A 22153-nucleotide genomic window follows, 5' to 3' on the forward strand; every position below is an offset into this window, starting at 1 on the left:
TGAGACAAACTGCCGATTTGGAAAGCCATGACTGCGGCAGTTTGCTTCATCGCCTGCAATCCTGGCTTAGCGATACACGTATTTGGTGATGTAGGAATAAAGCTCGTTGTAGACGAAATCGGGAACCTGTTTGTCATATTGACTGGTTTTAAGCAGCTGTAGATGACATTCCCTGACCATTTCGTCACGCTCCTCCCTCGAATAGACGGACCTCCTGAGGATTGTGTCATAGGCGCTGTAGGCATATGGCTGCAGCGTTGAAGCTTCGTTCAGATTCCCATTTGCGTCCAGGGTATAGGCGCTATGAGCGCGCAGTACCCGTTCGCTCAGCGTGCCCAGACCACGCTCGTACAAGAAAATTTGCGAGCCGCTCACCGTCTTTGCGATGAACTCGAACGCAACGAGAACCGCCGGGGCGTTACTGATGCTCTTCTCGAGTCTCGAATAGCTGACAAACCGTTCCAACTCCTGATTTTTCAGGCTGGAGAATGTTCTTTTGATGCTGGACAGATGGGCGAACGCGTGATTGCAGCCCACGACATGGACTTCGAGTTGATACCCGGGAACAAATGTTGCCAATCCGGCAAAACCGATGTCATCGAACGCGCACTCCATGATGATGTTGCATCTTTGAGAAAGCGCGTTGGCGAAGATTTTCTCACCGAGCTCCCTGGCAAACGCTTCTGTATGTTCGTAGGCGTGCAAAACGCCGGGTTTGATCATGTCGGCGTAATTCGGGTGTTTTTTTCGATATTCGGGCAGGTACAGTCGAATGTAGTTCCCGTAATTCCCGGATGGCAGCAAGCTCTTTTCCAACAAGTAAGTCTTGCCCGAGCCCTCCACTCCGGCGGTGATCAGCAACTTTGGGGTGGCTTCAGCAGTTTTGCCGACGAAGAGCGTAGGGTAGATCTCGTCGAACGCCTTGATCACGTCGTCTGAGGAATAGTTGTATTTCGGTGCTTCTGACATACCTTGATTTCCTTATCAAAGAATTGGGTTGTGATATCTAGCCGTTCCAATAAAGCGTGCTGGCGTTGATTGTTCAATTCGTTGTTTTAATCAAGGTATGTATTTGTTTTTAAAGGTAAAAGCTCCTACAGCGCAGAGCGAGAATTCGTTGGTGCAATCGACCACCAGCGCGGCAGTAATTGCCTGACCTTGTGCTCTCCAAAACGGTCGTCGATCAACATCACCACCCCTTGATCCTGTTGCGTACGGATGACCCGTCCAGCGGCCTGAACCACTTTCTGTACGCCGGGAAACAGGTAGGTGTAATCGTAGCCAGCGCCGAAAATCGCAGCCATGCGCTGTTTCAACTGCTCGTTGACCGGGTTCAGTTGGGCCAGCCCCAGGGTGGCGATGAACGCACCGATCAACCGTGCGCCGGGCAAATCGATGCCTTCGCCGAACGCACCGCCGAGCACTGCAAAGCCGACGCCCTCGCCGTCTTCGGTGAACCTGTCGAGAAAGTCCTGGCGTTGTGCCTCGCCCATGCCACGGGATTGCGACCACAGTTTGATCCGCGGGTGCCGCTCGGCCAGCAACTGCGCCACCTGCTGCAAGTAATCGAAACTGCTGAAAAACGCCAGGTAATTACCGGGGCGCTTGCAGAACTGTCTGGCGATCAAGTCCACGATCGGTTCGAGAGAGGACTGGCGATGAACGAACCGCGTGGAGATCTGGTCGACGATGTGCACTTGCAGTTGATCGGCGTGAAACGGCGACTCGACGTCGATGCACACCGTGTCCTGCGGCGCTCCCAGTAAATCGGCGTAATAGTGCCGGGGGCTGAGGGTCGCGGAAAACAGCACCGTGCTACGCGCGGCGGTCAGGCGCGGGCGGATGAAGCCGGCGGGGACTACATTGCGCAGGCACAGTTGCGAGAGGTTGCGCTGGCGCTCGAGGTCGCGCTTGCTGATGTCGAACAGGAACTGCTCATCGAACAGTTCGGCGACCCGGCAAAAGTGCAGCATGTCGAAGTAAAATCCCTGCAGTGCGCTGTCCAGGCCTTGAGGGTGATCGTTGAGGTAGTCACCGATGTTGGCGCTGCACGATGACAGCGCCTGCAGGAGCTTTTCCGGCGCCTTGTCATAGGCCTGATAGGCGCCGGTTTGCGCGTTATGCAGGGCATTCCACTCGCGGCTGACCCGTTGCATCGGCTTTTTCAGCGCTTCGGGCGCGGTTTTGCGCACGCCGTTGAAGGTCGCCTGGTCGAGGCTGGCGCTGTACATCTGGCGGCCGCGCTCCACCAGGTTGTGGGCTTCGTCAACCAGCACCGCGACCTTCCAGTTGTTGGCCTGGGCCAGGCCGAACAGCAACGCGCTGAAATCGAAATAATAGTTGTAGTCGGCAACCACCACGTCGGCCCAACGCGCCATTTCCTGGCTCAGGTAATACGGGCAGACATCGTGCTCCAGGGCGACCTCGCGCAAGGCGCTCTGGTTCAACAGGCTCAGTTGACTGGCCGCCTGCCGTGCGGCGGGCAGGCGATCGTAGAACCCCCGGGCCAGTGGGCAGGACTCGCCGTGGCAGGCTTTGTCCGGATGTTCGCAGGCCTTGTCCCGGGCGATCATCTCCAGCACCCGCAACGGCGGCGCATCGGCGCTGGCAAGCATCACGTGCGCGGCGTCCAGGGCCAGTTGCCGTCCCGGGGTTTTCGCCGTAAGGAAGAACACCTTGTCCAGTTGCTGCGGCGCCAGCGCCTTGAGCATGGGGAACAAGGTGCCCAGGGTCTTGCCGATGCCCGTGGGCGCCTGGGCCATCAGGCAGCGCCCCGTGCTGACGGCCTTGAACACCGATTCGGCCAGATGACGCTGCCCCGGTCGAAAACCGGCATGGGGAAAGGCCAGGCCCTGCGCAGCCAGATTGCGCCCTTCTCGATGGGCGACTTCCTGTTCGGCCCATTGCAGGAACCGCGCGCAATGCCGTTCGAAGAACTGTTTCAGCTCGATGGCGTCGAAAGACTCGACCAGGCAGGTCTCCTTTTCACTGACGATGTCGAAATACACCAGTGCCAGACTGATCCGCGACAGGTCCAGTTTCCGACACATCAACCAGCCGTAGATCCTGGCCTGGGCCCAATGCAATTGGCGGTGGTTGGCCGGTTGTTTGCTCAAGTCGCCGCGGTAGGTCTTGACCTCCTCCAGGCAGTTTTGCCCGGGGTCATAGCCATCCGCCCTGCCCTTGACCGTCAAGGTTTGATACTGGCCCTCAAGGGCAATTTCGCTTTGGTAACCCTCGCTGCGCCGCGAGGCCACCGTACGGTGCCCGACGATACCTTCCAGCGCGGTCGGTGACGGCGTGAAGCGCAGATCGAGGTCGCCGGTCTTGGCGGTGAACTCGCACAGCGCCCGCACCGCAATGCTGTAGCTCAATCGCCCTGCTCCGCCCATTGCACGTAGCACACGGCGATGGGCATCTGGTGCTCATGACAGAACTCCAGCCAGCGCAACTGGTTGTCCTGCAGGCGATCGCCCGGGCCCTTGACCTCGATCATGCGGTAGGTCTTTTGCTGCGGCCAGAACTGGATCAGGTCCGGCATGCCGGCGCGATTGGCCTTGATGTCCAGCAAGAGGCGGTTGAACCAGTGCTTGAGGTGCTCGGCCGGGAGGCAATCGAGGGCTTGCTCCAGCAACTCTTCGCTGAGCACGCTCCAGTACACGAACGGCGACTGCACGCCCCACTTGGCGGCATAACGTTCGCGGATGGTCTGCCGGTAGCGCCCGTCGTCGAGTTCGGCCAGGCAAGCCTGAAACAGTTCGGCCCGGCGGACATGGAAGTCTTCGCTGAGCAAATCCACCGGCCCGCGCTGGAACGGGTGAAAAAACGCCCCCGGCAAAGGCGCGAAGATCGCGGGCCAACACAGCAGGCCAAACAGTGAATTGACCAGGCTGTTTTCCACGTAGTGCACCGGCGCCGAATCTTGCGCCAGATGCGCCTGAACATAGAACTCCACCGATAATGCCGAGTCTGTCCTGGGCAATTGCAGGTCCAGGCGCTGCATTTCCCGAGGCGCCGCCCGCTTGATGGGCGGCCCGCCGAGCTTGCGCCGCAGACGTGGCAGGACTCGGAGCAACTGTTGGCGTTCCGCGGCGCTTTGCGGTGCCTGTTCGGCCTGCACGGCCAGGTCCATCGCCTGTTCAAACTGGCCGCTGCGTTCCAGCACGCGAATGAGCCGCGCACGCGCGCCGGGAAAAGCGCATTCGCGGTACAAGCTCAGGGCCATGGAGAAATCGGCAATGCGTTCGCAGTACTGGGCCATCTGGAACAGCAGCTTGCCGCGCCGGCGTTGCAACCACGGATTGTCCAGCGCCAGGCCCTTGATCCGCTCGGCCACCTCTTCCAGCGCTTCACCGGCCTCGAACTGTTGCTGGTATGCGTGCAGGAGGACGCAGGTATCCACGTCTTCGCGACTGCGCAAGCCACGGGACTCGGCACAGAATTCGACTTTTTCGTAGGTGTAGATACCGAGGTCGGCCAATACGAACTCCGACCAGTCCTGATACAGGTTGCCGAAAAACATCAGGCGCAGGCGATCGCACAATTGCATGATGGTCAGGCTGAACAGGCGCTCGTCCAGGCTCGGACACCAGTCGTTGAAGCTTTGCACCTGGGGAAACTGCTCGCACAGCGCCGGCAACCAATCGGCTTTCCTGCCTTTGGGTTGATCGATGACCGGGCCAAAGGCCTGGAGGATTTCACCCTTGAGCAGCACCTCGAACAGCGCTTCGACCGCCAACGGCATTCGCTCATCGACCCAGCCGAGCGCCAAGAGCGGCCCGACGGCGCAGCCGGTATCGCCGATTTCGTCATAGTGCAGTTTGCTCGCCCTGAAATGAACACCCTTGCGCATGACCATTCTGACCAGCAGTGCCTGCGACTCACGGGGTAAGCGCTTAAACTCATGAATGAAACGCTGCTCGTCGACGCTCAACACATCGGCAAAGCGCTGCTCAAGCCAATCAAGCACTTGCATGAAGTTGTTCAAGTAGTAGAACGGGTCGTCGAGGGGATTTGCGGTCACTGGAAAATGGGCCATGGCGAGAGATACTGGTTATGCATACAGATACCAGTTCCAGCCCGCGTGGCGCAATCGGAAAAGGATAAATGGCGGCGCGGTACGGAATTTTTCCCGGGCAGTAGAACTTTCTGCCCCCTGGCGGCACCAACCGCCATACGGGTGCAGTGACAGTCTCGGGCTGATGGCGCTGCTTTAAACGAACGGGAGGTGATTATGGACATCAAGACATTGGGCTTGCCCCTGGCTGCAGCGGCCCTGCTGGCGCTGGCCGGTTGCTCGACGCCAACGGTGGTGACGCTGCAGAACGGCACTCAATACCTGACCAAGGACATGCCGAAGACCAAGACCAAGGACGGGTTCTTTGAATTTGAGGACATTTCCGGAGCGATGGTGAAAGTCAGGGCCGATGACGTGGCGACGATTCGTGAGGAAGACTGACGTTTCTCCTGGCACGATGTGGCAGGTTTCGAGCACTGCTTTACACTCGATAGACCCCGTGCGACCGAATGACTGTGCAACGCTTCGACACATGCGTTGCAATACGGGCATCACGCAAAGACTCAGGTGACGCCGAAATGAAAATGGTCATGCCACTTCTTGCCTCTGTGCTCGCCGTCAGCGCGTGCATGACGGCGAGCCTGTGTGACGCTGCCACAAAGGCCAAGCCAAAGCCCTTGCCAACGTACAAAACCAGTTTCGATTGCGCCAACCCCCAGGCATCCGCCGAAAAGCTGATCTGTCACGACGCTCAACTGGCGCGCATGGATCTGGAACTCAATCGCCTTTATCTCCTGGCTCTCAGCGACGACCATTCGGTGCCGCGCCCGAATAAAGTCGGGATTGATCAGCGGTTCTGGATTGAGTCCCGCAACCAGTGTGGTGGCGGGCCGCAAGACAAGGCGTGCATCGTGCGAAGTTATGCCGAGCGTGCGTTCCAACTGCGCCAGGGGTCGGCCATTGCCAGAACCAAGGACCCCAGCAGGCTCACGGAAGGCCCGTTGGCTTATCGTTGCGCAGGGTTTAACGCATTGGTTGCCGCTACCTTCTTTACGGTCGAACCGGGCGTGGTGTTCCTGAAATGGGCCAACACCTCGGTGACGCTGAACCAGGTGCCGAACAATTCCGGAACCCAGTACACGGGCAAGGATTACAAAGGCAGCTACAGCTTCTGGCAAATCGACGATGACGTTTTTTTCCAGATACCCGGCTCAGGCCAGATGAGTTGCGCAGCCGAGCCGGTCGGCTGATGACGATGGCATCGGGACGTCCTGTCCCGATCGCCTGACCAGGTCTTCAGCTGCCGGTGCGAATCTTGTTCCACACTCGCGTGCGAATCCGGTCGATGTTCAAGGGCATGGCTTCCAGGGCAAACAGCTTGCCCATCATTTCCGGGCTTGGGTAAACCTTGGTGTCGTTCTTGATCGCCGGGTCGATCAGGCTGTCGGCCTGTTCATTGCCATTGGCGTAATGCACATGGTTGCTGATGCCGGCCATGACGTCCGGGCGCAGCAGGTAGTTCATGAAGGCGTAACCGGCCTTTTCATCAGGGGCATCGACCGGCATGGCAACCATGTCAAACCAGATCGCGGCACCTTCCTTGGGAATCGAGTAGCCGATGTCGATGCCGTTGTTGGCTTCCCTGGCGCGGTTTTCCGCCTGCAGGATGTCACCGGAGAAGCCGACCGCGACGCAGATATCGCCGTTGGCCAGGTCGCTGGTGTACTTGGACGAATGGAAATAGCTGACATACGGCCGCACTTTCATCAGCAGGGCTTCGGCCTTCTTGTAGTCTTCCGGGTTTTTGCTGTGATGGGGCAACCCGAGGTAGTTCAACGCGGCCGGCAGCAGTTCGGGGCCGTTGTCGAGGATGGCCACGCCGCACTTGTGCAACTTCTGCATGTTCTCGGGCTTGAAGATCAAGTCCCAGGAATCCACCGGGACGTTGTCCCCCAGCACGGCCTTGACCTTGGCAATGTTGTAGCCGATGCCGGTGCTGCCCCACAGGTACGGGAAGCCGTGTTCGTTGCCCGGATCGTTGGTCTGCAACGCCTTGAGCAACACAGGGTTGAGGTTCTTCCAGTTCGCAAGTTGACTCTTGTCGAGTTTCTTCAGGGCGCCGCCTTCAATCTGCCGGGCCATGAAGTGGTTGGACGGGAACACCACGTCGTAGCCGGATTTGCCGGTCATCAACTTACCATCGAGGGTTTCGTTGCTGTCATAGACGTCATAGGTGACGTCGATGCCGGTTTCTTTTAGGAAGTTTTTCGTGGTGTCTGGCGCGATGTAATCCGACCAGTTGTAGATCTTGACGGTTTCGGCGGCCTGGCTGATCGATGCAACCAGCATCAGCGGGGCCAGAGTCAGTGTCTTTCGGAGCATGAGTCGATTCCTGTAGGTTTTTTTTGTTGGCAGGCAATCAAAGGATCAGCTTTCAAATTTCAAAGAATTGAAAACTCAAAAAATCAGCACGTAGGTCTTGCGCACGGTTTCCTGGATGTCCCAGATACCGAGGCTGTTGGCCGGCAACATCAGTGCGTCGCCGGCTTCTATGTGCAGGGGCTCGCCGCCGTCCGGGGTGAAGGTGCAGCGGCCCTGAATGAAGTGACAGAATTCCTGGGCGACGATCTGCCGCCGCCAGCGCCCGGGGGTACATTCCCAGACACCGGTCTCGACGCCGTCGTCGCGTTCGACGCTGGTGGTCGAAGCCACGGCCACGGGAGTTCCCAGGGGCACGGCGACCGGATTGGATTCGTCCAGTTTCAGGGTTGCGGTGTTCTTGAATTGCGTGATGCTCATGGGGATACCTGTCGATGTAGAGACGCTGTTTAGTGCATGAAACCTTCCATGAAACCGGCCACCCCGCTGGCCAGCCTGCGCCGCCAGGGCGCTGTAGCCGGGTTGGCCAGGGTCTGGTCCTCGTGGACAAAGCTGCGGATGATCGCGTTGTAGCCGAGCCAGCGGATCGGCTCCGGCTCCCAGGCCCGCAGTGCGTCGAGGCCGCGCTGGGGGATGACCCACGGTTGGCGTACCAGATCGGTGTCGCGCCCCAGGATCAGGTCGGCCAGCGTGCGGCCTCCCAGGTTGCTGGCGCCAACGCCCTCCCCGCCATAACCGCCCGACAGGGCAATGCCGTTGGCCCGGTCGCAAAGCATGTGTGGCTGGAAATGCCGGGACATGCCCAGGTTGCCGCCCCAGGAATGGGTGATCTGCACGTTCTTCAACTGCGGGAACAGTTCGCCGAACAGATAACGCCGCAGGTGTATTTCGTCAGCGCTCAGGTCGAAGTCGTGGCGCAGCTTGCCAGCGAACTGGTACCCGCCACGGGCGCCAAAGATCAATCGGTTGTCAGCGGTGCGTTGACCGTAGGTGACCTGGCGACTGGCCTCGCTGAATGCCTGGCCGTGACTCAGGCCGATTTCGTCCCAGGTGGCCGCCGACAAGGGCTCGGTCGCGACGATCAGGCTCTGCACCGGCATTTGATAACGCCCCAATGGCGGCAGCGTCACGGAGTAGCCTTCTACCGCCGGCACCACCCAGCGACTGCGCACCGAAGCTTTGGCCGTGCGCAGACTGCCGGATTGCCAATGGGTGACCGGGCTGTTTTCGTAGATTCTGACGCCCAGTCGCTCCACCGCCCGGGCCAGCCCCCGTACCAGCCTGGCCGGGTGAATGGTCGCCACGTGCGGCGCGTAGATACCGCCGTAGGGTTTGGCGACGCGGATCTGTTGCGCCAGTTGTTCCGGGGTCAGCCAGCGATAGTGGCTGTCGTTGAGGCCCTGGCGGTGGAGATCGTCCAGGTAGTGACGCAGGCTGGCCTCCTGCTCCGGATAGCGTGCGGCGCAATACAGCACCCCGCCTTTACGGTAGTCGCAGTCGATTCCCTCACGTTCGAGGACAATCTCCACTTCATCCGGAATGCTGTGCAACAAATCGTAGGAGGCGCGGCGCGCTTCGGCCGACAGTTTGGCCAGCAGGCGGTCTTCTCCCAGCAAATTGCCCATCAGCCAGCCACCATTGCGCCCCGACGCGCCGAAACCGGCGGTTTGCGCTTCGACGATGGCGATGTTCAGGTCAGGTTTGTGCCGCTTGAGGTAGTACGCGGTCCAGAGTCCGGTATAACCCGCGCCGATGATCGCCACGTCGACATCCAGGTCCCGCTCCAGCGCCGGACGCGCCAATAGGGGCTCGTCGAGCTGGTCCATCCACAAACTGATAGTGCGCCACGCCGGCATGCAAGACTCCGCCACTCAAACTTCGATGACGTCGATCCTAGTGCGTGGGCTCAGGCGCTGTCTTGCGCGCGTGCACGCAAAGAAATTTGTTTGACGTAAGCCTTGGGGGACTGGCCGGTGTGCTGGCGGAAACAGCTGTAGAACGCCGACAGCGAATTGAATCCGGCAGCGAAGGCCAGTTCGTCGATGCGCACTGGCGGCATGGCGGCATCCAGCGCCGCAAGCAAATGTTGCAGGCGCGCCTGGTTGACGTAGCGGTAGAAGCTCTGGCCCAGCACCTGATTCAACAGGTAGGAAATCTGGTTGCGGCTGTAGCCACACTCCTTCGCCACTCGTTGCAGATCGAGCTCCGGGTCCAGATAAGGCTGTTGGCGCTGGAAATACTGCTGCAGGTCATCGGCCATGAAGCTCAACTGGCGAGGCGACAGGCCGAGCCGGCTGACCGCCGGGCGCTGGTTGCCGGACGTTTTGCTGCCGGGTTGTTCATGCACCAATGAAGCATATTCATTGACCCGCCAGATCAGCCCGTCCTTGACGGTGATCGCTTCGCTGGCGCGGAACGACACCAACCCCTCACCACCGCGCAAGGTGATGCGGTACTGAATGAACGCAGTGTTGCCGTCCAGTCGAATGCGGTCGGAGTGCTCCAGCGCTTCGTCCGGATCCCGGGGCATGCTACTGCGCACATATTCGCGCAATTCGGCCAGGCCCATGACCCGGTTCTGGAAAAAGTCGTTGTACTGGACTTCAGGGTGATAAAGCGCCATGACGCCATCCAGATCCCGGTGCTTCCAGCGCAAGTGATAGCGCATGACCGTCTCGCCCGTGGCCTGGGTTTGCAGCGGGCCATCATCATCGGCGTGCATTGAACATCTCGACGGGAAAAGACCGAGCTTGCCCAACTTCCGTTTTGTCTTCAACGACTAAACCAATGATGGCTTGTGCCCGCAAATGGCCGATAAGCGTGACCTGAATCAAAAAAAGTGCCGGCAATCGCCAAACGACCTGAAAACTCCACATTGTTTTCACATCCGGATGCTACTTTTAAAAACTGTCACTGGTTGAACCAATGAAGGTTCTTCCCTCCTACCATGAGCTAACGGACGCGCTCGATAATGAAGGCGGGCAACACATGAATAAAGGGTTCAGTAAGGTTACGTTTCCAAACGCCTGCCAGCTGATGCGCTGGCATTTTCATCCCATGGGTTTCGAGGCGAGCATGGACGCCCCGGGCAGCATGATTGCCCGTCTTTTTGATCGTGCCACTGGCGAGACCATGATCGCCATTGCCGGTATTCCGTGCGCCACCGTCATGAATGCCGCGGATGTAGAACGAATAATCGAAGCGGTGGAGGACGAGCTTGAAGCCTTCATCCCACCGGAGGCCTTCAAGAGTTATGCCTGAAGGCTCACTGACTGAAAAGCCCACTTCAAGTGGGCTTTTTGTTGAGCGCTGTTCCTTGTAGGAGCGAGCCTGCTCGCGATGGACTCAAGAGCGCCGCGTTTAGCCAGTAAATACGCGTTATCGTTAACGACCATCGCGAGCGGGCTCGCTCCTACAAGGTCAGGCGGTGATTTGGCTTTTACGATGGTCGACAAAAAACGCTTTGCCCTTGCCGATCCGGTCGGAGGCCTTGGGCATGTTCGCGGCCTGGGTGTCTTGTGCGTCGACGTACCAGTAGCAATGGCTGACAGCGCGGGTAATACCCACGTAGGCCAACCGCAGGATCTCGTCCTTCTGGGCATTGTCATAGGGCTCACTGTCGCCGGCCTTGCCCAGGCCCGCCATCCGGTAAACCTGATTCTTGTAAGGTGAACTGGTCAGGTGCTGGCAGTCGCCCAGCAAAAACACCGCATCGGCCTGGAGGCCCTTGGCGCTGTGATACGTCAACTGCTTGAGCCTGCGAGCCTCATACGGCAAGCTGGAATCAACATTAAGTACTGATTGAATATGCTCTTCTATCAATAACTTATCGCTGCTTTTTCGATAAAGCATCAAGATCGAATCGCCCTTTCGATAATGCTCCATCAGGCGTTGGGCCATGCCCTGGTCATCACGATCAAGGACGCTCACCGGCAGCAATGCCTTGGGTTCACCGCTGGCCTTGGCTTTCTTCCCGGCAATCGCCGGTGCCGCGCGCACGATGTGCTCGGCGGCATCGATGATGTGCTGGTGGCTGCGGTAGTTGTCGCTGAGCATGACCTTGGTGGTGCTCGGCGACGGGAACTCCTTGTTGAACTCCATGAAGTAGGTCGGCGAACTGCCGCGCCAACCATAGATGGACTGCCAGTCATCGCCCACACAGAGCAACGAGGAACGCTGGGCTGCGCGCCCGACGTGCATGGCCGGCCCGCGACTGCGGATCTCTGCCAGGCTGGCCCTGATCCAGGAGACGATCTGCGGCGAGACATCCTGGAATTCGTCGATCATCAGGTGTGACAGCGGCCGCAGCAGCTCATCGCCGAGCAATTTGAGGTTCTCCGGCGAATGTTCGCTGAACAGGGCGAACATTCGGTTGTAGGTCATGATCGGCGGCTTCTGATCCAGCAAATGATCTTCCAGCGCCCGCCAGTACAGACTCAAGGCTTCGAAGAAGAACCGGTCGGGATCGTCCTTGGCGAAACTCATCCGGGCCACGGCGCCCGGCACGTCCAGCCCGAGGTTTTCAATGAACCCGGCGGCGGCGACAAAACAATCCAGCAGTGGCGCTGAAGCGAGCTCGCCCTTGACCTTGTAATCGAAACCCGGCCCGGCGCTGGCATCATCGGCGAGTGAGGCCAGAACACGTTTTGATGATTCGTAACTATCAAGCCATATCAATGGCTTACGACAGAAAGCTTGAAACAGAGTGCGCTTTACTGCCCACTCTGCACGCACCGTCAGCTTGGCGTTTGGTCGCGTCACCTGCGGGTTCTCCCGAGGATCGAACCCCAGCACCACCCAGGCATCCAGCGACGGGATGTAGCCGTGACAATGGAATGTCGAACCGTTGATATCGAACGACTGGCGATTCGGTTCGATGCCCTTGATAGGCCAGGCACCGGCGCGAAACCACAGGTCCTCGATGGCGTCGCACAGTTCTTCATCGCGTTTGGCCGCAAGCTCGGTAACGCCCATGCGTTTTTGCACATCCGGGTGATCGCGCTCCAGCTCCTTGAGTTGCAGGGCATGCCGGGACAATGGCTTGATCAACTCGCGAAAATGCTCATCGTCACGGTGCAGACGGTGATAGCAGGCATTGAGCTGTTGGCGTTGGGCGTCGTTGATGCGCAGATCGAACGGATTGCTGTCGACCTCCTCGTCCCCCTGTGCAGCCCGCAGGCTGAGGTTCTCGAAAGCCTGCAAACGCTCGAAACCCGGAAGGCTGCGTACCATCGGCAGGATCCGCGAGTGAAAGGTGCGCACCAGGTCCCGCGCCTCCTTGAAGCTGATCCCGCGGCCCCAGAGCGCAAACAGTTCGATCAGCTTGTTGATGAAGTCCTTGCGCGACTCGCGGGTGAAGGTCACCACCGTCATCGAACTCAGCTCGAAGCCCAGGTAATGGGTCAGCAGCAGGATACGCAGCACCAGCGTGGTCGACTTGCCTGCGCCGGCACCCGCGATCACCGAAGTGGACGGGGTGTCGCTGAAGATCATTTTCCACTGTGCGGCACTGGGTTGGGCATGGGCCGGCAACAATCGGGCGACATCGGCCTTCATGCGCTTCTTCAGCTCGGCGCTCAACGGCAGGCGCCAGTCGTCGAACAACAGGTCATCGACATTCGGCGGTCGGTGTTCAGTGCAGCGCGAGTCGCGGATCAGCAGGACCTGTCGACCCTCCTCCAGACCTTCGAGCCTGCCTTCCTTGTAGCCGTAATCGACCCCGGCACTGTGACCGCTGCGAAAACCGTCGGCCTGGCCATGCAACCACGACGCCCGATGCTGTGCGTGCAGGCGAGTCAGGCTGTAACCGAAGAATCGGGCGAGCAATCGCTTGATCAGCGGCATCTCGGCCAGTGGGCGAAGTTCAGGCGGGAGATCGGGGGTGTGTTGCGGCACGCGGACTGACTCCAGGGTGTGAGGCTGTTGAGCGCTATGGTGTCTGCATTTGCCGTTGAGTTCTAGTGAATTGCTTATGACTCATTGGCTTATGCGATGAAGTGAAGGTTGGATGAGAAACTTTCGAGGTTATTTCATATCAATCCATTCGATAGGAATGCTGCATTTTTTACGCTTTTTATCGATTGTTGCCTGTTGGATGATGACCGTCATCACTCACCGGTCTCGCTTCGTGGCTCAGGCACCTGGCCCCATGACGAACCTTTTCTGGAGACGATCATGCTTGAACTCAGACCTTTCAACTCGCTCGGCGGTGCTCACCACGGCTGGTTGGATGCCCACCATCATTTTTCGTTCGCCGAATACTACGATCCCAAGCGTATGAACTGGGGCAACCTGCGGGTCTGGAATGACGACGTGATCGCGCCCGGCACCGGTTTCCCGCAACACCCGCACCGCGACATGGAAATCATCACCTATGTCCGCGAAGGCGCCATTACCCACCAGGACAACCTTGGCAACAAGGGGCGCACCGAAGCGGGCGACGTCCAGGTCATGAGCGCCGGTACCGGGATCGCCCACAGCGAGTACAACCTGGAAGCGACGCCGACCAGGATTTTCCAGATCTGGATCATCCCGAACGAGTCCGGCCTGGCGCCGTCCTGGGGCGCCAAGCCGTTCCCGAAAGGTAACCGCGAAGGTTTTGTCACCCTGGCCAGCGGCAAGGAAGGCGACGATCAGAGCCTGCGCATCCGTGCCGATGCCCGGCTGGTGGCCGCGAACCTCAAGGCCGGCGAATCCGCCGAGTATCACCTGGACAACGGTCGTCGCGCCTACCTGGTACCGGCTACGGGGGTCATTGAGGTCAATGGCTTGCGTGCACAAGCTCGAGACGGTGTAGCCGTTGCCGATGAGCAGGTGCTGCGGGTGACGGCCATCGAGGACAGCGAGATTGTTCTGGTGGACCTGGCTTGATTCGCTGAGCGCAATCCAAAAAAAGGGGCGACCATGTTGGTCGCCCCTTTTTTGGGTGCCTGTTCAAATGTCTTCGCTGGCAAGCCAGCTCCTACATGGGGAATGCGGTCCAATGTAGGAGCGAGCCCGCTCGCGAAAAACCCGAGGATACCGCGGGGTGTCAGGCTGCCAGCGTTATCGTTGACGACCATCGCGAGCAGGCTCGCTCCTACAAGGAAATGGCACCATCCACCAGCGTTTGCGCCTCGGCCACCAGTTGCTTGAGGTGGTCGTCGCTGACAAAGCTTTCGGCGTAGATCTTGTAGATGTCTTCCGTGCCCGACGGACGCGCCGCAAACCAGCCGTTCTCGGTCATGACCTTGAGACCGCCAATGGCCTGGTCATTGCCCGGTGCGTGGCTGAGGATGCTCTGGATCGGTTCGCCGGCCAGTTGAGTCGAGGTGACCTGTTGCGGCGACAGCTTGCTCAGCAGCGCTTTCTGCTCCGGATTGGCCTTGGCGTCGACCCGTACCGAGAACGGCTCACCCAGTTCATCGGTCAAGGCGCGATACGCCTGACTCGGGTCGCGACCAGTCCGGGCCGTCATCTCGGCGGCCAGCAGGGCCGGAATCAAACCGTCCTTGTCGGTGCTCCAGACCCCGCCGTCCTTGCGCAGGAACGAGGCACCGGCGCTTTCTTCGCCGCCGAAACCCAGGGAGCCATCGAACAGGCCGTCGGCGAACCATTTGAAACCCACCGGCACTTCGTACAGGCGACGATCCAGGCGCTTGGCCACGCGATCGATCAAGCCGCTGCTGACCACGGTTTTACCCACGGCGGCATCGGCGCGCCATTGCGGACGATTCCGGAACAGGTAGTCGATGGCAACGGCGAGGTAGTTGTTCGGTGCCAGCAAGCCACCGGACGGCGTGACGATGCCATGGCGGTCGTGGTCCGGATCGCAGGCAAACGCCACGTCGAAGCGCTCTTTCAGGCCGATCAGGCCTTGCATTGCGTGGCTGGACGATGGGTCCATGCGGATCTGGCCGTCCCAGTCGACGGTCATGAAGCGGAAGGTCGGGTCGACCTCTTTGTTCACCACATCCAGGTCCAGGCGGTAATGCTCGGCAATCGCCGACCAGTAACGCACCCCTGCTCCACCCAACGGATCGACACCCAGGCGCAGCTTGGCATCGCGGATGGCGTCGAAGTCGATCACGTTGATCAGGTCGGCGACATAGGTGTTGAGGTAATCGTGACGATGGGTAGTGCTGGCCTTCAGTGCCTGCTCGTAGCTGATGCGCTTGACGCCGGCGAGCTTGTTGGCCAGCAGTTCGTTGGCCTTGGCTTCGATCCACTTGGTGATGTGGGTATCGGCCGGACCACCGTTGGTTGGGTTGTACTTGTAGCCACCGCTTTGCGGCGGGTTGTGGGACGGCGTGATGACAATGCCGTCCGCCAGGCCGGTGGTGCGTCCACGGTTGTAGCAGAGAATCGCATGGGAAATGGCCGGTGTCGGCGTGTACTCGTCACCTTCTGCGATCATCACGGTCACGCCGTTGGCTGCCAGTACCTCGAGGGCACTGGCGCCGGCCGGCGTGGACAGCGCGTGGGTGTCGATACCGACAAACAGCGGGCCATCGATGCCTTGAGCTTCGCGGTACAGGCAGATCGCCTGGCTGATCGCCAGAACGTGCCATTCATTGAAACTCAAGTCGAACGAGCTGCCACGGTGCCCCGACGTGCCGAAGGCAACGCGCTGGGTCGAAATCGCGGCATCAGGCTGACCGGTGTAATAGGCCGTTACCAGTCGCGGGATGTCGACCAACAATTGTGCCGGTGCCGGTTTACCCGCAAAAGGACTGAGTGTCATGCAAAACCTCTGGAATAGAGTGGTTCAGGAATTGGGTCGCAGTTTACTGGCAGTTTGACCGCAAGGCGATGGGATCGATCCAGCACAGTGGAAGTTGTTATTTTTTGTCTCACTCACTCGATTGATTCCAGGCGCAGCGCATCCCCCAGCAATCCCAGCGCGGCCGCCAGGTTGTGATCGCCGCCGAAGGTATGACTCAGGCGCAGATGCTGCCCGTGCAGGCCGTGGAGGCTGAACAGCTCGCCCGGCGCGATGACCACCTGATGCGCCAGCAGGCGCTGGAACACACGACGGACATTGACCCGACGCAACGAGCGCATCCAGATCGTTGCACCCCCTTGCGGCTCGACGAAATGCAAGGCATCACCCAATCGCTCCTGCAACAACAGGGTCATTTGATTCTTGCGGTCATTGAGCAGCCGCCGCAGCACCAGCAGGTGTTGATCAATGCGACCGCTGCTATACAAACGGGCAATGGCTTTCTGGCGTATCGGCGAGAGTCGGAAGGACCGCAGCAGAAAGTGCCGTTGCAACTCCGCGCTCAAATGCCTTGAAAGCAGAAAACCGTAAGGCGCTTCAGGTCCGATGATTTTCTCGAACGTGGAAAACACCATCAGCCGTTCAGGGTCCAGCAAGTCTCGAAAGCGCAGGGTGCCCAGGTCGAATCCGAGTTCGCCATAACAGTCGTTTTCCAGCACCCAACTGTCATGCGCGGCCAACAGCCGGGCAATGGCCTGCCTGTTGTGGTCAGGCGCCAGGCTGCCACGGGGCATGTTCAGGGCCGATGACAGCATCACCAGCCTTACCGGTTCGGTATCGAGCAGCATTTCAAGACGTTCCGGATCCAGACAGGCATCGGCTTGCACGGGCAACTCGATCACCCGCACGCAGGCCGCTTGAAACAAACGCAGGATCGTCCAGTCGCACGGCGATTCGACCACCACCGTGGCGTCCTTCAAGCCCAGCACGGCGATCAGGATTTCCAGTACACCGCGCAGGTCGGCGCCGATGTAGACATCATCGGCGTGCCAGTAACGCATGGGAGACGTGGTGTAGCGTGCCGCCAGGGCGGCGCGCAATTCAAGTTCGCCGCAGGGTTGCGAAGGCGACTGCGGCTGGCGGGGATACTGGCGCAGCAACTCCCGCTCCAGCAGCAACAACGGGCTGTCCAGTGGCTGCAATAACGCCGGTTCATCGGCGCTCATGACCAGCATCCCCGGGCGCCTGGCATTGACGTAGACCGCTTCCAGCAGGTCGCTGCCGCTGTCCTGCAGGTTGATTGCGGACACTGGCAATGCGTAGTAACCGGACTTGGCCACCGAATAGACCCGCCCTTCTTTCTCCAGCAGCGAATAGGCGTACTGAATGGTCGAGATCGACACATTCAGACGCTCAGCCAGGTGCCGCAGCGACGGCAGGCGGATGCGCGAATCCCCTTCAGACTCGTTGATCAGGCTGACCAGGTATCGATAAACCGCTTGATAGGCGAAATCCGTTTCTCGTGGACCTTTCATCGGCGAAGGCCATTTGCATTGACTGAAAATCCACCCACGTTCAGTGACCCGCTGACCATTCATCCACCAACGTGCTGTCAGCATCAGGATCGTCCAGCGCATTTTGCGACACGGCCCTCGGGATGATTGCTTCAGCCGCCCCGCCAGCGTCTGCGGGCGTCCACTCCATGCGGTAAAGCCGGCCAATCAGGCTGACGGGCAATCCGCTGACATCAATCATCCATTGCATGATCTGTTCGGCGACCGGATGCCCCTGCATGGCCTTGTGCAACTCGGGCATGGCCACCAGCATGCCCGGATGGCACTGACGCAGAAAACGCTCGAGCCCCGCACCTTTTTCGGTAAAGGGCGCAAACAGCAGGCACACCAGTTGTGCTTCGCTCAGGCCCAGGTTCTTTTGTGCCTCGGCCGCCGCTCGGGCGCGCAATTCGGCCAGTGTCGCCGGATTGCCGAAAACCTCGATGGCCTGCTCGCACAATCGCTCGGGCAAGTGCTTGCGGCGCATCATCACCAAGGCCCGTTGCAGGTATTGCGCAACACCGGATTCGTAATTGCGATTCTGTACGAAGCACGCATGCAACCCTCGGACGTGCGCCGTGATCGATGGGCTGACGAATTCGTTGTCGCTGATCTGCGCGGACAGTTCGTCAGGCTGGAACCCGAGAAATTCAGTCAACAATGGCCAGCGCTCTTCCAGGTTGCTGACCAGCAGGTCGTGAATGTCGATGCAGGCCGTACGACGGCAGGTTTCGAAGCGCTCTTGCGGACGCCACCGGGCCTGGCCGTAATCGGCGTAGAACCCGTGATAACAGTCGCTGCCCAGTTCATCGAGCAATGCAAACAACCCCGCATAACCCGGCTCGCCCGCAGGCGAAGGCTTGAGCCCTGCCTTGGTGGCGGCGCGCCTCAAGCCGTCGATGAACTGCTTTTGCTGACGCGGCGTGTCACTGATGAGCAAGGCGTCGACACCGCCGTCCCAGCGAGCGATTTGTCCGTAGAACTCTCCCGTGGCCAGATAACCGTCATCCCAAAGCTCGAACCCGCCGCGCCACTCCCGGCGATGGCCGATCAGCAGCAGGTTCAGGCGGCTGGACTCGCGGCCGGCGTCGGAGATCGGCGCCAGGTGGTTGAACGGCAAGACTTCCCGATCATCGACCATCAGTACCTCGACCCGAGGATCGTCATAGACAAACAATGCGCTGTTGGTCCGGTGCATGTTTTCCACGGCCGCGCCGCTTGTGCCGTTCAACCGTAACGAGGCGATGCGCAACTGGAATGTCGCCGGCGTCCGCGTGGCGATGGTCAACTGTGCAGCACGCAACAAAGCCAGGGTGTAGCAGTTGTCACGGGCCCCGGACTGGATCGCCAACACCTTGTAATCGCCAATGTGCTCCATGCCCCCGGCGGCTACTGCCAGGCGCTGAATCAACAATTGCAATGCAGTGCGTTCGGCACGGGAGAAAAAACCCAGCAATCGCTGCAGCACTTGTTGATAGACATAGTTCATCGCTTGGTCATGGATGCTGGTCATCTTTATTTACCTGATACTCGTAAGTTCAATATCGTGCAGACAGCAAATCCCGTTGGACTGTCGGCGCGAATGGAGTCATGGACTTTATTGCCAAATGCTAACACTTGAATTTTCTTGAAATCATTTGAAACGATCGCAACACCCCCTCGACTTAACGACAGAGGTGAGGCTGGAGCGCCCTGCTGGCAAGGGTTTGCTGATTTGAAACCGGAGTCCTAGGAAATATCCGACAAAGTCCCACAGACACTTAATACAAGAAACAAGGAAGGAAGTTGCAGCTGTCTTTTTGGCAACTAGCCAACGGCCAACTAATTTGGAGATTTGCACCGATGGCGCACATTGAAAAGTTTCAGCCTGACACCCGGCCATGACTCATTCCTTGAGATGAAAGTAATCATTCAATTATCAGGGCTTAGTGGCTGATTAGAAGCTACAGATTACGGGCAAAAACCAGTTCAGTTGCTGGACCGGCCTGCGGATCGATGGCTTTCGGGGGGGCTCAAACGAAAGAGTCCGTGTGGGCACGGACTCTTGGGAGGACTGTAAGTGCTACGCCGGCTCGACCTGCAGCGCGACCCGTTCGCGACACGGGCATTCGTCCATGTAGCGGTGTGCTTCGACAAACTCGGCAAACGGGAAGACCCGAGTCTTGAGCGGCAGCAGAACGCGGTCGGCGGTCAACTGGTTGATGTCGCGCAAGGCACGTTGCAGTGCGGCCTGGTCCTGGGTGATGCCCAGTTCCGGCTTGCCCGTGAAGTTGCCGATGCAGTGCACGAAGAACTGAATGTTCTTCTGGAACGCTGCGCAGGCCGGGAAAGGTGTCTGGTTGCCACCTTGCAGGCCGTACAGCACCAGGCTGCCGCGAGGCGCCAGCACATCGCCCAGCAACGACATCTGCGGACCGCCCAAACCATCGAACACCACATCTACGCCACGGTTATCGGTGATTTTGTTGATCCGCATCAGCAGATCTTCTTCCTCGGTGACAATCACTTTCTCGGCACCCAGCGACAGCAGGTATTCACGTTCCTCCTCGGTCTTGGTCGCGGCGATCACTCGAACACCCAAGGCCTTGCCCAGTTGTACGAACGAAGGTCCGGCGCAATGACTCGCGTCGGTCACCAGAGCAAATTGCCCGGGCTTGACCCGTGCCAGATCGGCATAGGCGAAATAGGCGATCAACAACGGCGTGTAGTGCACGCTCGCTTCAATCGGGCTAAGCACATCCGGATAACGGGTGACTGCCGAGCGCGGCAGAACGATCTGCTCGCCGTAGACCGGGTAGTCGTTCGGGCTTTGGGCCGGAAAGCTGGCGACCTTGTCACCGACCTCCAGGTCATCGACGCCATCACCGACAGCGGTGACGATACCGGCCATCTCCTGGCCAAGGCCTGAAGGCAGTCGGGCATGGGACGGGGCCAGGTTCTGACGCCAGAGAGTGTCATACCAACTGATGCCAATCGCCTCGACGCGCACCTGCACTTCGCCCGGTGCAGGCAGAGCCGTCGCATGCTCTTCGCATTTGAGCACCTCGGCTGGACCAAACTTGTGAAAACGTATCGTGCGGGACATCGCAAACCTCGCCAAATAAACCTCTAATGCCATGAACTCTAGCCGGGCTTTCAACCCAACACTATCTGTGGCTATTAATAGTCGACATGCCTGTCATTGATTCCGCAGCGGCGGCAACATCGTCAAATGTCGTAAGAAACCGAAGCAGCCTATGTAGGAAAAACTGAATTACCCGGTGCAGAGTACCAGTCTTTCCCCGTAATATTCCTGCTGGCCATTGTTCTCATATGGCCGCCCACGTCAAGCTTGCTGACTCTGCCAGGACTCCAGATGAATCGTAATGACCTGCGTCGTGTCGACCTGAACCTGTTGATCGTTTTCGAAACATTGATGCACGAACGCAGCGTGACCCGTGCTGCGGAAAAACTGTTCCTCGGCCAGCCAGCCATCAGTGCGGCGCTCTCGCGCCTGCGCGGCCTGTTCGATGACCCCTTGTTTGTGCGTACCGGCCGCAGCATGGAGCCGTCCGCCAGGGCCGTCGAGATCTTCGCCCTGCTCTCCCCGGCACTGGATTCGATTTCCACCGCGGTCAGCCGTGCGGCCGAGTTCGATCCTGCCACAAGTACTGCCGTGTTCCGCATCGGCCTTTCGGACGACGTCGAGTTCGCCTTGCTGCCAATGCTGCTCAAGCGCCTGCGTGCCGAATCGCCGGGGATTGTGCTGGTGATACGTCGGGTCAACTACATCCTGATGCCGGGGTTGCTGGCATCCGGTGAGATATCCATCGGTGTCAGTTACACCACCGACCTGCCGGCCAACGCCAAACGCAAGGTACTGCGTCGCAGCCAACCGAAGCTGTTGCGCGCCGACACCGTGCCGGGGCCGTTGAGCCTGGATGATTACTGCGCTCGCCCCCATGCACTGGTGTCATTCGCAGGCGACCTCAGCGGCTTCATCGATGAAGAGCTGGAAAAGCTCGGGCGCAAACGGCATGTGGTGCTCGCCGTTCCGCAGTTCAACGGGTTGAGCACCCTGCTCGCGGGCACCGACATCGTCGCGACGGTGCCGGACTACACGGCCGATGCGCTGACTGCCGCTGGCGGTGTGCGGGCCGAAGATCCGCCGTTGCCGGTGCGCAGTTTCGAGTTGCACATGGCGTGGCGCGGGTCCCAGGATAATGATCCGGGGGAGCGCTGGTTGCGGTCGCGGATTCAGATGTTCTTTGGGGATCCGGACAGTCTGGCCTGATCCTGATTTTGCAGGGCTTCTGGCCCTATCGCGAGCAGGCTCGCTCCCACAGGGATTTGGGAACAGCGAAGATCCAATGTGGGAGCGAGCTTGCTCGCGATGGCCGCAACACGGTTCCAGATCTGACCATTGCATCCAATGCAACACACAATTGTCATCAATCCAGTTGATGACGACCGAACACAAGGCGCAGGCTAGAGGGCTGGCTTGGGTCTTATATCATTCCGGAT

The 22153-nt window shown here is 59.3% G+C and carries 17 protein-coding genes; 5 read left to right on the forward strand and 12 right to left on the reverse strand.

What is annotated here, in order from left to right:
* Positions 1–66 precede the first annotated feature (66 nt).
* From KGB20_RS18680 to KGB20_RS18690, 3 genes are all read right to left on the reverse strand, one after another.
* A complete protein-coding gene (locus tag KGB20_RS18680) occupies positions 67–969 on the reverse strand; it encodes a zeta toxin family protein (protein WP_223532836.1) in 903 nt (300 codons plus the stop codon).
* 125 nt (positions 970–1094) lie between these two features.
* The gene (locus tag KGB20_RS18685) at positions 1095–3374 is read right to left on the reverse strand and encodes an ATP-dependent DNA helicase (protein ID WP_154946447.1); all 2280 of its coding nucleotides are present in this window, start codon (positions 3372–3374) and stop codon (positions 1095–1097) included.
* Entirely contained in the window at positions 3371–5038 is a 1668-nt protein-coding gene (locus KGB20_RS18690; protein WP_154946448.1) for a VRR-NUC domain-containing protein, read from the reverse strand. Before KGB20_RS18690 ends, KGB20_RS18685 begins: the two co-directional genes overlap by 4 nt.
* Positions 5039–5233: 195 nt before the next feature.
* Between KGB20_RS18690 and KGB20_RS18695 the strand changes: the two genes are divergently transcribed.
* Together KGB20_RS18695 and KGB20_RS18700 are read left to right on the forward strand one after the other, a co-directional pair.
* Positions 5234–5458, forward strand: a complete 225-nt coding sequence (locus KGB20_RS18695) for a YgdI/YgdR family lipoprotein (protein ID WP_150813004.1) — start codon at positions 5234–5236, stop codon at positions 5456–5458.
* 137 nt (positions 5459–5595) lie between these two features.
* Entirely contained in the window at positions 5596–6267 is a 672-nt protein-coding gene (locus tag KGB20_RS18700) for an MliC family protein (RefSeq protein ID WP_154946449.1), read from the forward strand.
* Positions 6268–6313: 46 nt separating this feature from the next.
* Here KGB20_RS18700 and KGB20_RS18705 read toward each other — a convergent pair whose 3' ends face one another.
* The 4 genes from KGB20_RS18705 to KGB20_RS18720 form a co-directional block, all read right to left on the reverse strand.
* Positions 6314–7399: a polyamine ABC transporter substrate-binding protein gene (locus tag KGB20_RS18705; protein ID WP_154860051.1), complete on the reverse strand. Its 1086-nt coding sequence runs from the start codon at positions 7397–7399 to the stop codon at positions 6314–6316.
* A gap of 75 nt (positions 7400–7474) precedes the next feature.
* A complete protein-coding gene (locus KGB20_RS18710) occupies positions 7475–7816 on the reverse strand; it encodes a cupin domain-containing protein (RefSeq protein WP_008050088.1) in 342 nt (113 codons plus the stop codon).
* Positions 7817–7845: 29 nt separating this feature from the next.
* Positions 7846–9252: an NAD(P)/FAD-dependent oxidoreductase gene (locus KGB20_RS18715; protein ID WP_154946450.1), complete on the reverse strand. Its 1407-nt coding sequence runs from the start codon at positions 9250–9252 to the stop codon at positions 7846–7848.
* 50 nt (positions 9253–9302) lie between these two features.
* Positions 9303–10118, reverse strand: a complete 816-nt coding sequence (locus KGB20_RS18720; RefSeq protein WP_150812999.1) for a helix-turn-helix transcriptional regulator — start codon at positions 10116–10118, stop codon at positions 9303–9305.
* Between the two features lie 266 nt (positions 10119–10384).
* On the opposite strand from KGB20_RS18720, the gene KGB20_RS18725 reads away from it, so the two are divergent.
* Positions 10385–10657, forward strand: a complete 273-nt coding sequence (locus KGB20_RS18725) for a DUF1652 domain-containing protein (RefSeq protein ID WP_057716601.1) — start codon at positions 10385–10387, stop codon at positions 10655–10657.
* A 159-nt stretch (positions 10658–10816) separates the two neighbouring features.
* Here KGB20_RS18725 and KGB20_RS18730 read toward each other — a convergent pair whose 3' ends face one another.
* Positions 10817–13291, reverse strand: coding sequence for a UvrD-helicase domain-containing protein (locus KGB20_RS18730; RefSeq protein ID WP_154946452.1), 2475 nt, complete (start codon positions 13289–13291; stop codon positions 10817–10819).
* Positions 13292–13570: 279 nt separating this feature from the next.
* Here KGB20_RS18730 and KGB20_RS18735 point away from each other — a divergent pair, with 279 nt between their 5' ends.
* Positions 13571–14266, forward strand: a complete 696-nt coding sequence (locus tag KGB20_RS18735) for a pirin family protein (RefSeq protein WP_102670283.1) — start codon at positions 13571–13573, stop codon at positions 14264–14266.
* 208 nt (positions 14267–14474) lie between these two features.
* Here the strand turns inward: KGB20_RS18735 and pgm are convergent, their stop codons facing one another.
* From pgm to KGB20_RS18755, 4 genes are all read right to left on the reverse strand, one after another.
* Entirely contained in the window at positions 14475–16118 is a 1644-nt protein-coding gene (gene pgm / locus KGB20_RS18740) for a phosphoglucomutase (alpha-D-glucose-1,6-bisphosphate-dependent) (RefSeq protein ID WP_154909079.1), read from the reverse strand.
* A gap of 113 nt (positions 16119–16231) precedes the next feature.
* On the reverse strand, positions 16232–17632 hold the full coding sequence (locus tag KGB20_RS18745; RefSeq protein ID WP_150812996.1) for a PLP-dependent aminotransferase family protein: 1401 nt from the start codon (positions 17630–17632) through the stop codon (positions 16232–16234).
* A gap of 40 nt (positions 17633–17672) precedes the next feature.
* Positions 17673–19163: a hypothetical protein gene (locus tag KGB20_RS18750; RefSeq protein ID WP_223473569.1), complete on the reverse strand. Its 1491-nt coding sequence runs from the start codon at positions 19161–19163 to the stop codon at positions 17673–17675.
* A gap of 549 nt (positions 19164–19712) precedes the next feature.
* Positions 19713–20735, reverse strand: coding sequence for a zinc-dependent alcohol dehydrogenase family protein (locus KGB20_RS18755; protein WP_057714783.1), 1023 nt, complete (start codon positions 20733–20735; stop codon positions 19713–19715).
* 270 nt (positions 20736–21005) lie between these two features.
* Here KGB20_RS18755 and KGB20_RS18760 point away from each other — a divergent pair, with 270 nt between their 5' ends.
* A complete protein-coding gene (locus KGB20_RS18760; protein ID WP_150812994.1) occupies positions 21006–21923 on the forward strand; it encodes a LysR family transcriptional regulator in 918 nt (305 codons plus the stop codon).
* Positions 21924–22153 lie beyond the last annotated feature (230 nt).

Source organism: Pseudomonas sp. BF-R-30 (assembly GCF_019956175.1).
GTDB lineage: Bacteria > Pseudomonadota > Gammaproteobacteria > Pseudomonadales > Pseudomonadaceae > Aquipseudomonas > Aquipseudomonas jessenii.

Excerpts from the sequence above, each read along its gene's own strand:
- KGB20_RS18755 (WP_057714783.1), bottom strand. The coding sequence starts at position 20,735 with ATGTCCCGCACGATACGTTTTCACAAGTTTGGTCCAGCCGAGGTGCTC.
- KGB20_RS18745 (WP_150812996.1), bottom strand. The coding sequence starts at position 17,632 with ATGAAAGGTCCACGAGAAACGGATTTCGCCTATCAAGCGGTTTATCGA.
- KGB20_RS18680 (WP_223532836.1), bottom strand. The coding sequence starts at position 969 with ATGTCAGAAGCACCGAAATACAACTATTCCTCAGACGACGTGATCAAG.
- KGB20_RS18690 (WP_154946448.1), bottom strand. The coding sequence starts at position 5,038 with ATGGCCCATTTTCCAGTGACCGCAAATCCCCTCGACGACCCGTTCTAC.
- KGB20_RS18705 (WP_154860051.1), bottom strand. The coding sequence starts at position 7,399 with ATGCTCCGAAAGACACTGACTCTGGCCCCGCTGATGCTGGTTGCATCG.
- KGB20_RS18725 (WP_057716601.1), top strand. The coding sequence starts at position 10,385 with ATGAATAAAGGGTTCAGTAAGGTTACGTTTCCAAACGCCTGCCAGCTG.
- KGB20_RS18710 (WP_008050088.1), bottom strand. The coding sequence starts at position 7,816 with ATGAGCATCACGCAATTCAAGAACACCGCAACCCTGAAACTGGACGAA.
- KGB20_RS18695 (WP_150813004.1), top strand. The coding sequence starts at position 5,234 with ATGGACATCAAGACATTGGGCTTGCCCCTGGCTGCAGCGGCCCTGCTG.
- pgm (WP_154909079.1), bottom strand. The coding sequence starts at position 16,118 with ATGACACTCAGTCCTTTTGCGGGTAAACCGGCACCGGCACAATTGTTG.
- KGB20_RS18760 (WP_150812994.1), top strand. The coding sequence starts at position 21,006 with ATGAATCGTAATGACCTGCGTCGTGTCGACCTGAACCTGTTGATCGTT.
- KGB20_RS18700 (WP_154946449.1), top strand. The coding sequence starts at position 5,596 with ATGAAAATGGTCATGCCACTTCTTGCCTCTGTGCTCGCCGTCAGCGCG.
- KGB20_RS18735 (WP_102670283.1), top strand. The coding sequence starts at position 13,571 with ATGCTTGAACTCAGACCTTTCAACTCGCTCGGCGGTGCTCACCACGGC.
- KGB20_RS18750 (WP_223473569.1), bottom strand. The coding sequence starts at position 19,163 with ATGACCAGCATCCATGACCAAGCGATGAACTATGTCTATCAACAAGTG.
- KGB20_RS18720 (WP_150812999.1), bottom strand. The coding sequence starts at position 10,118 with ATGCACGCCGATGATGATGGCCCGCTGCAAACCCAGGCCACGGGCGAG.
- KGB20_RS18715 (WP_154946450.1), bottom strand. The coding sequence starts at position 9,252 with ATGCCGGCGTGGCGCACTATCAGTTTGTGGATGGACCAGCTCGACGAG.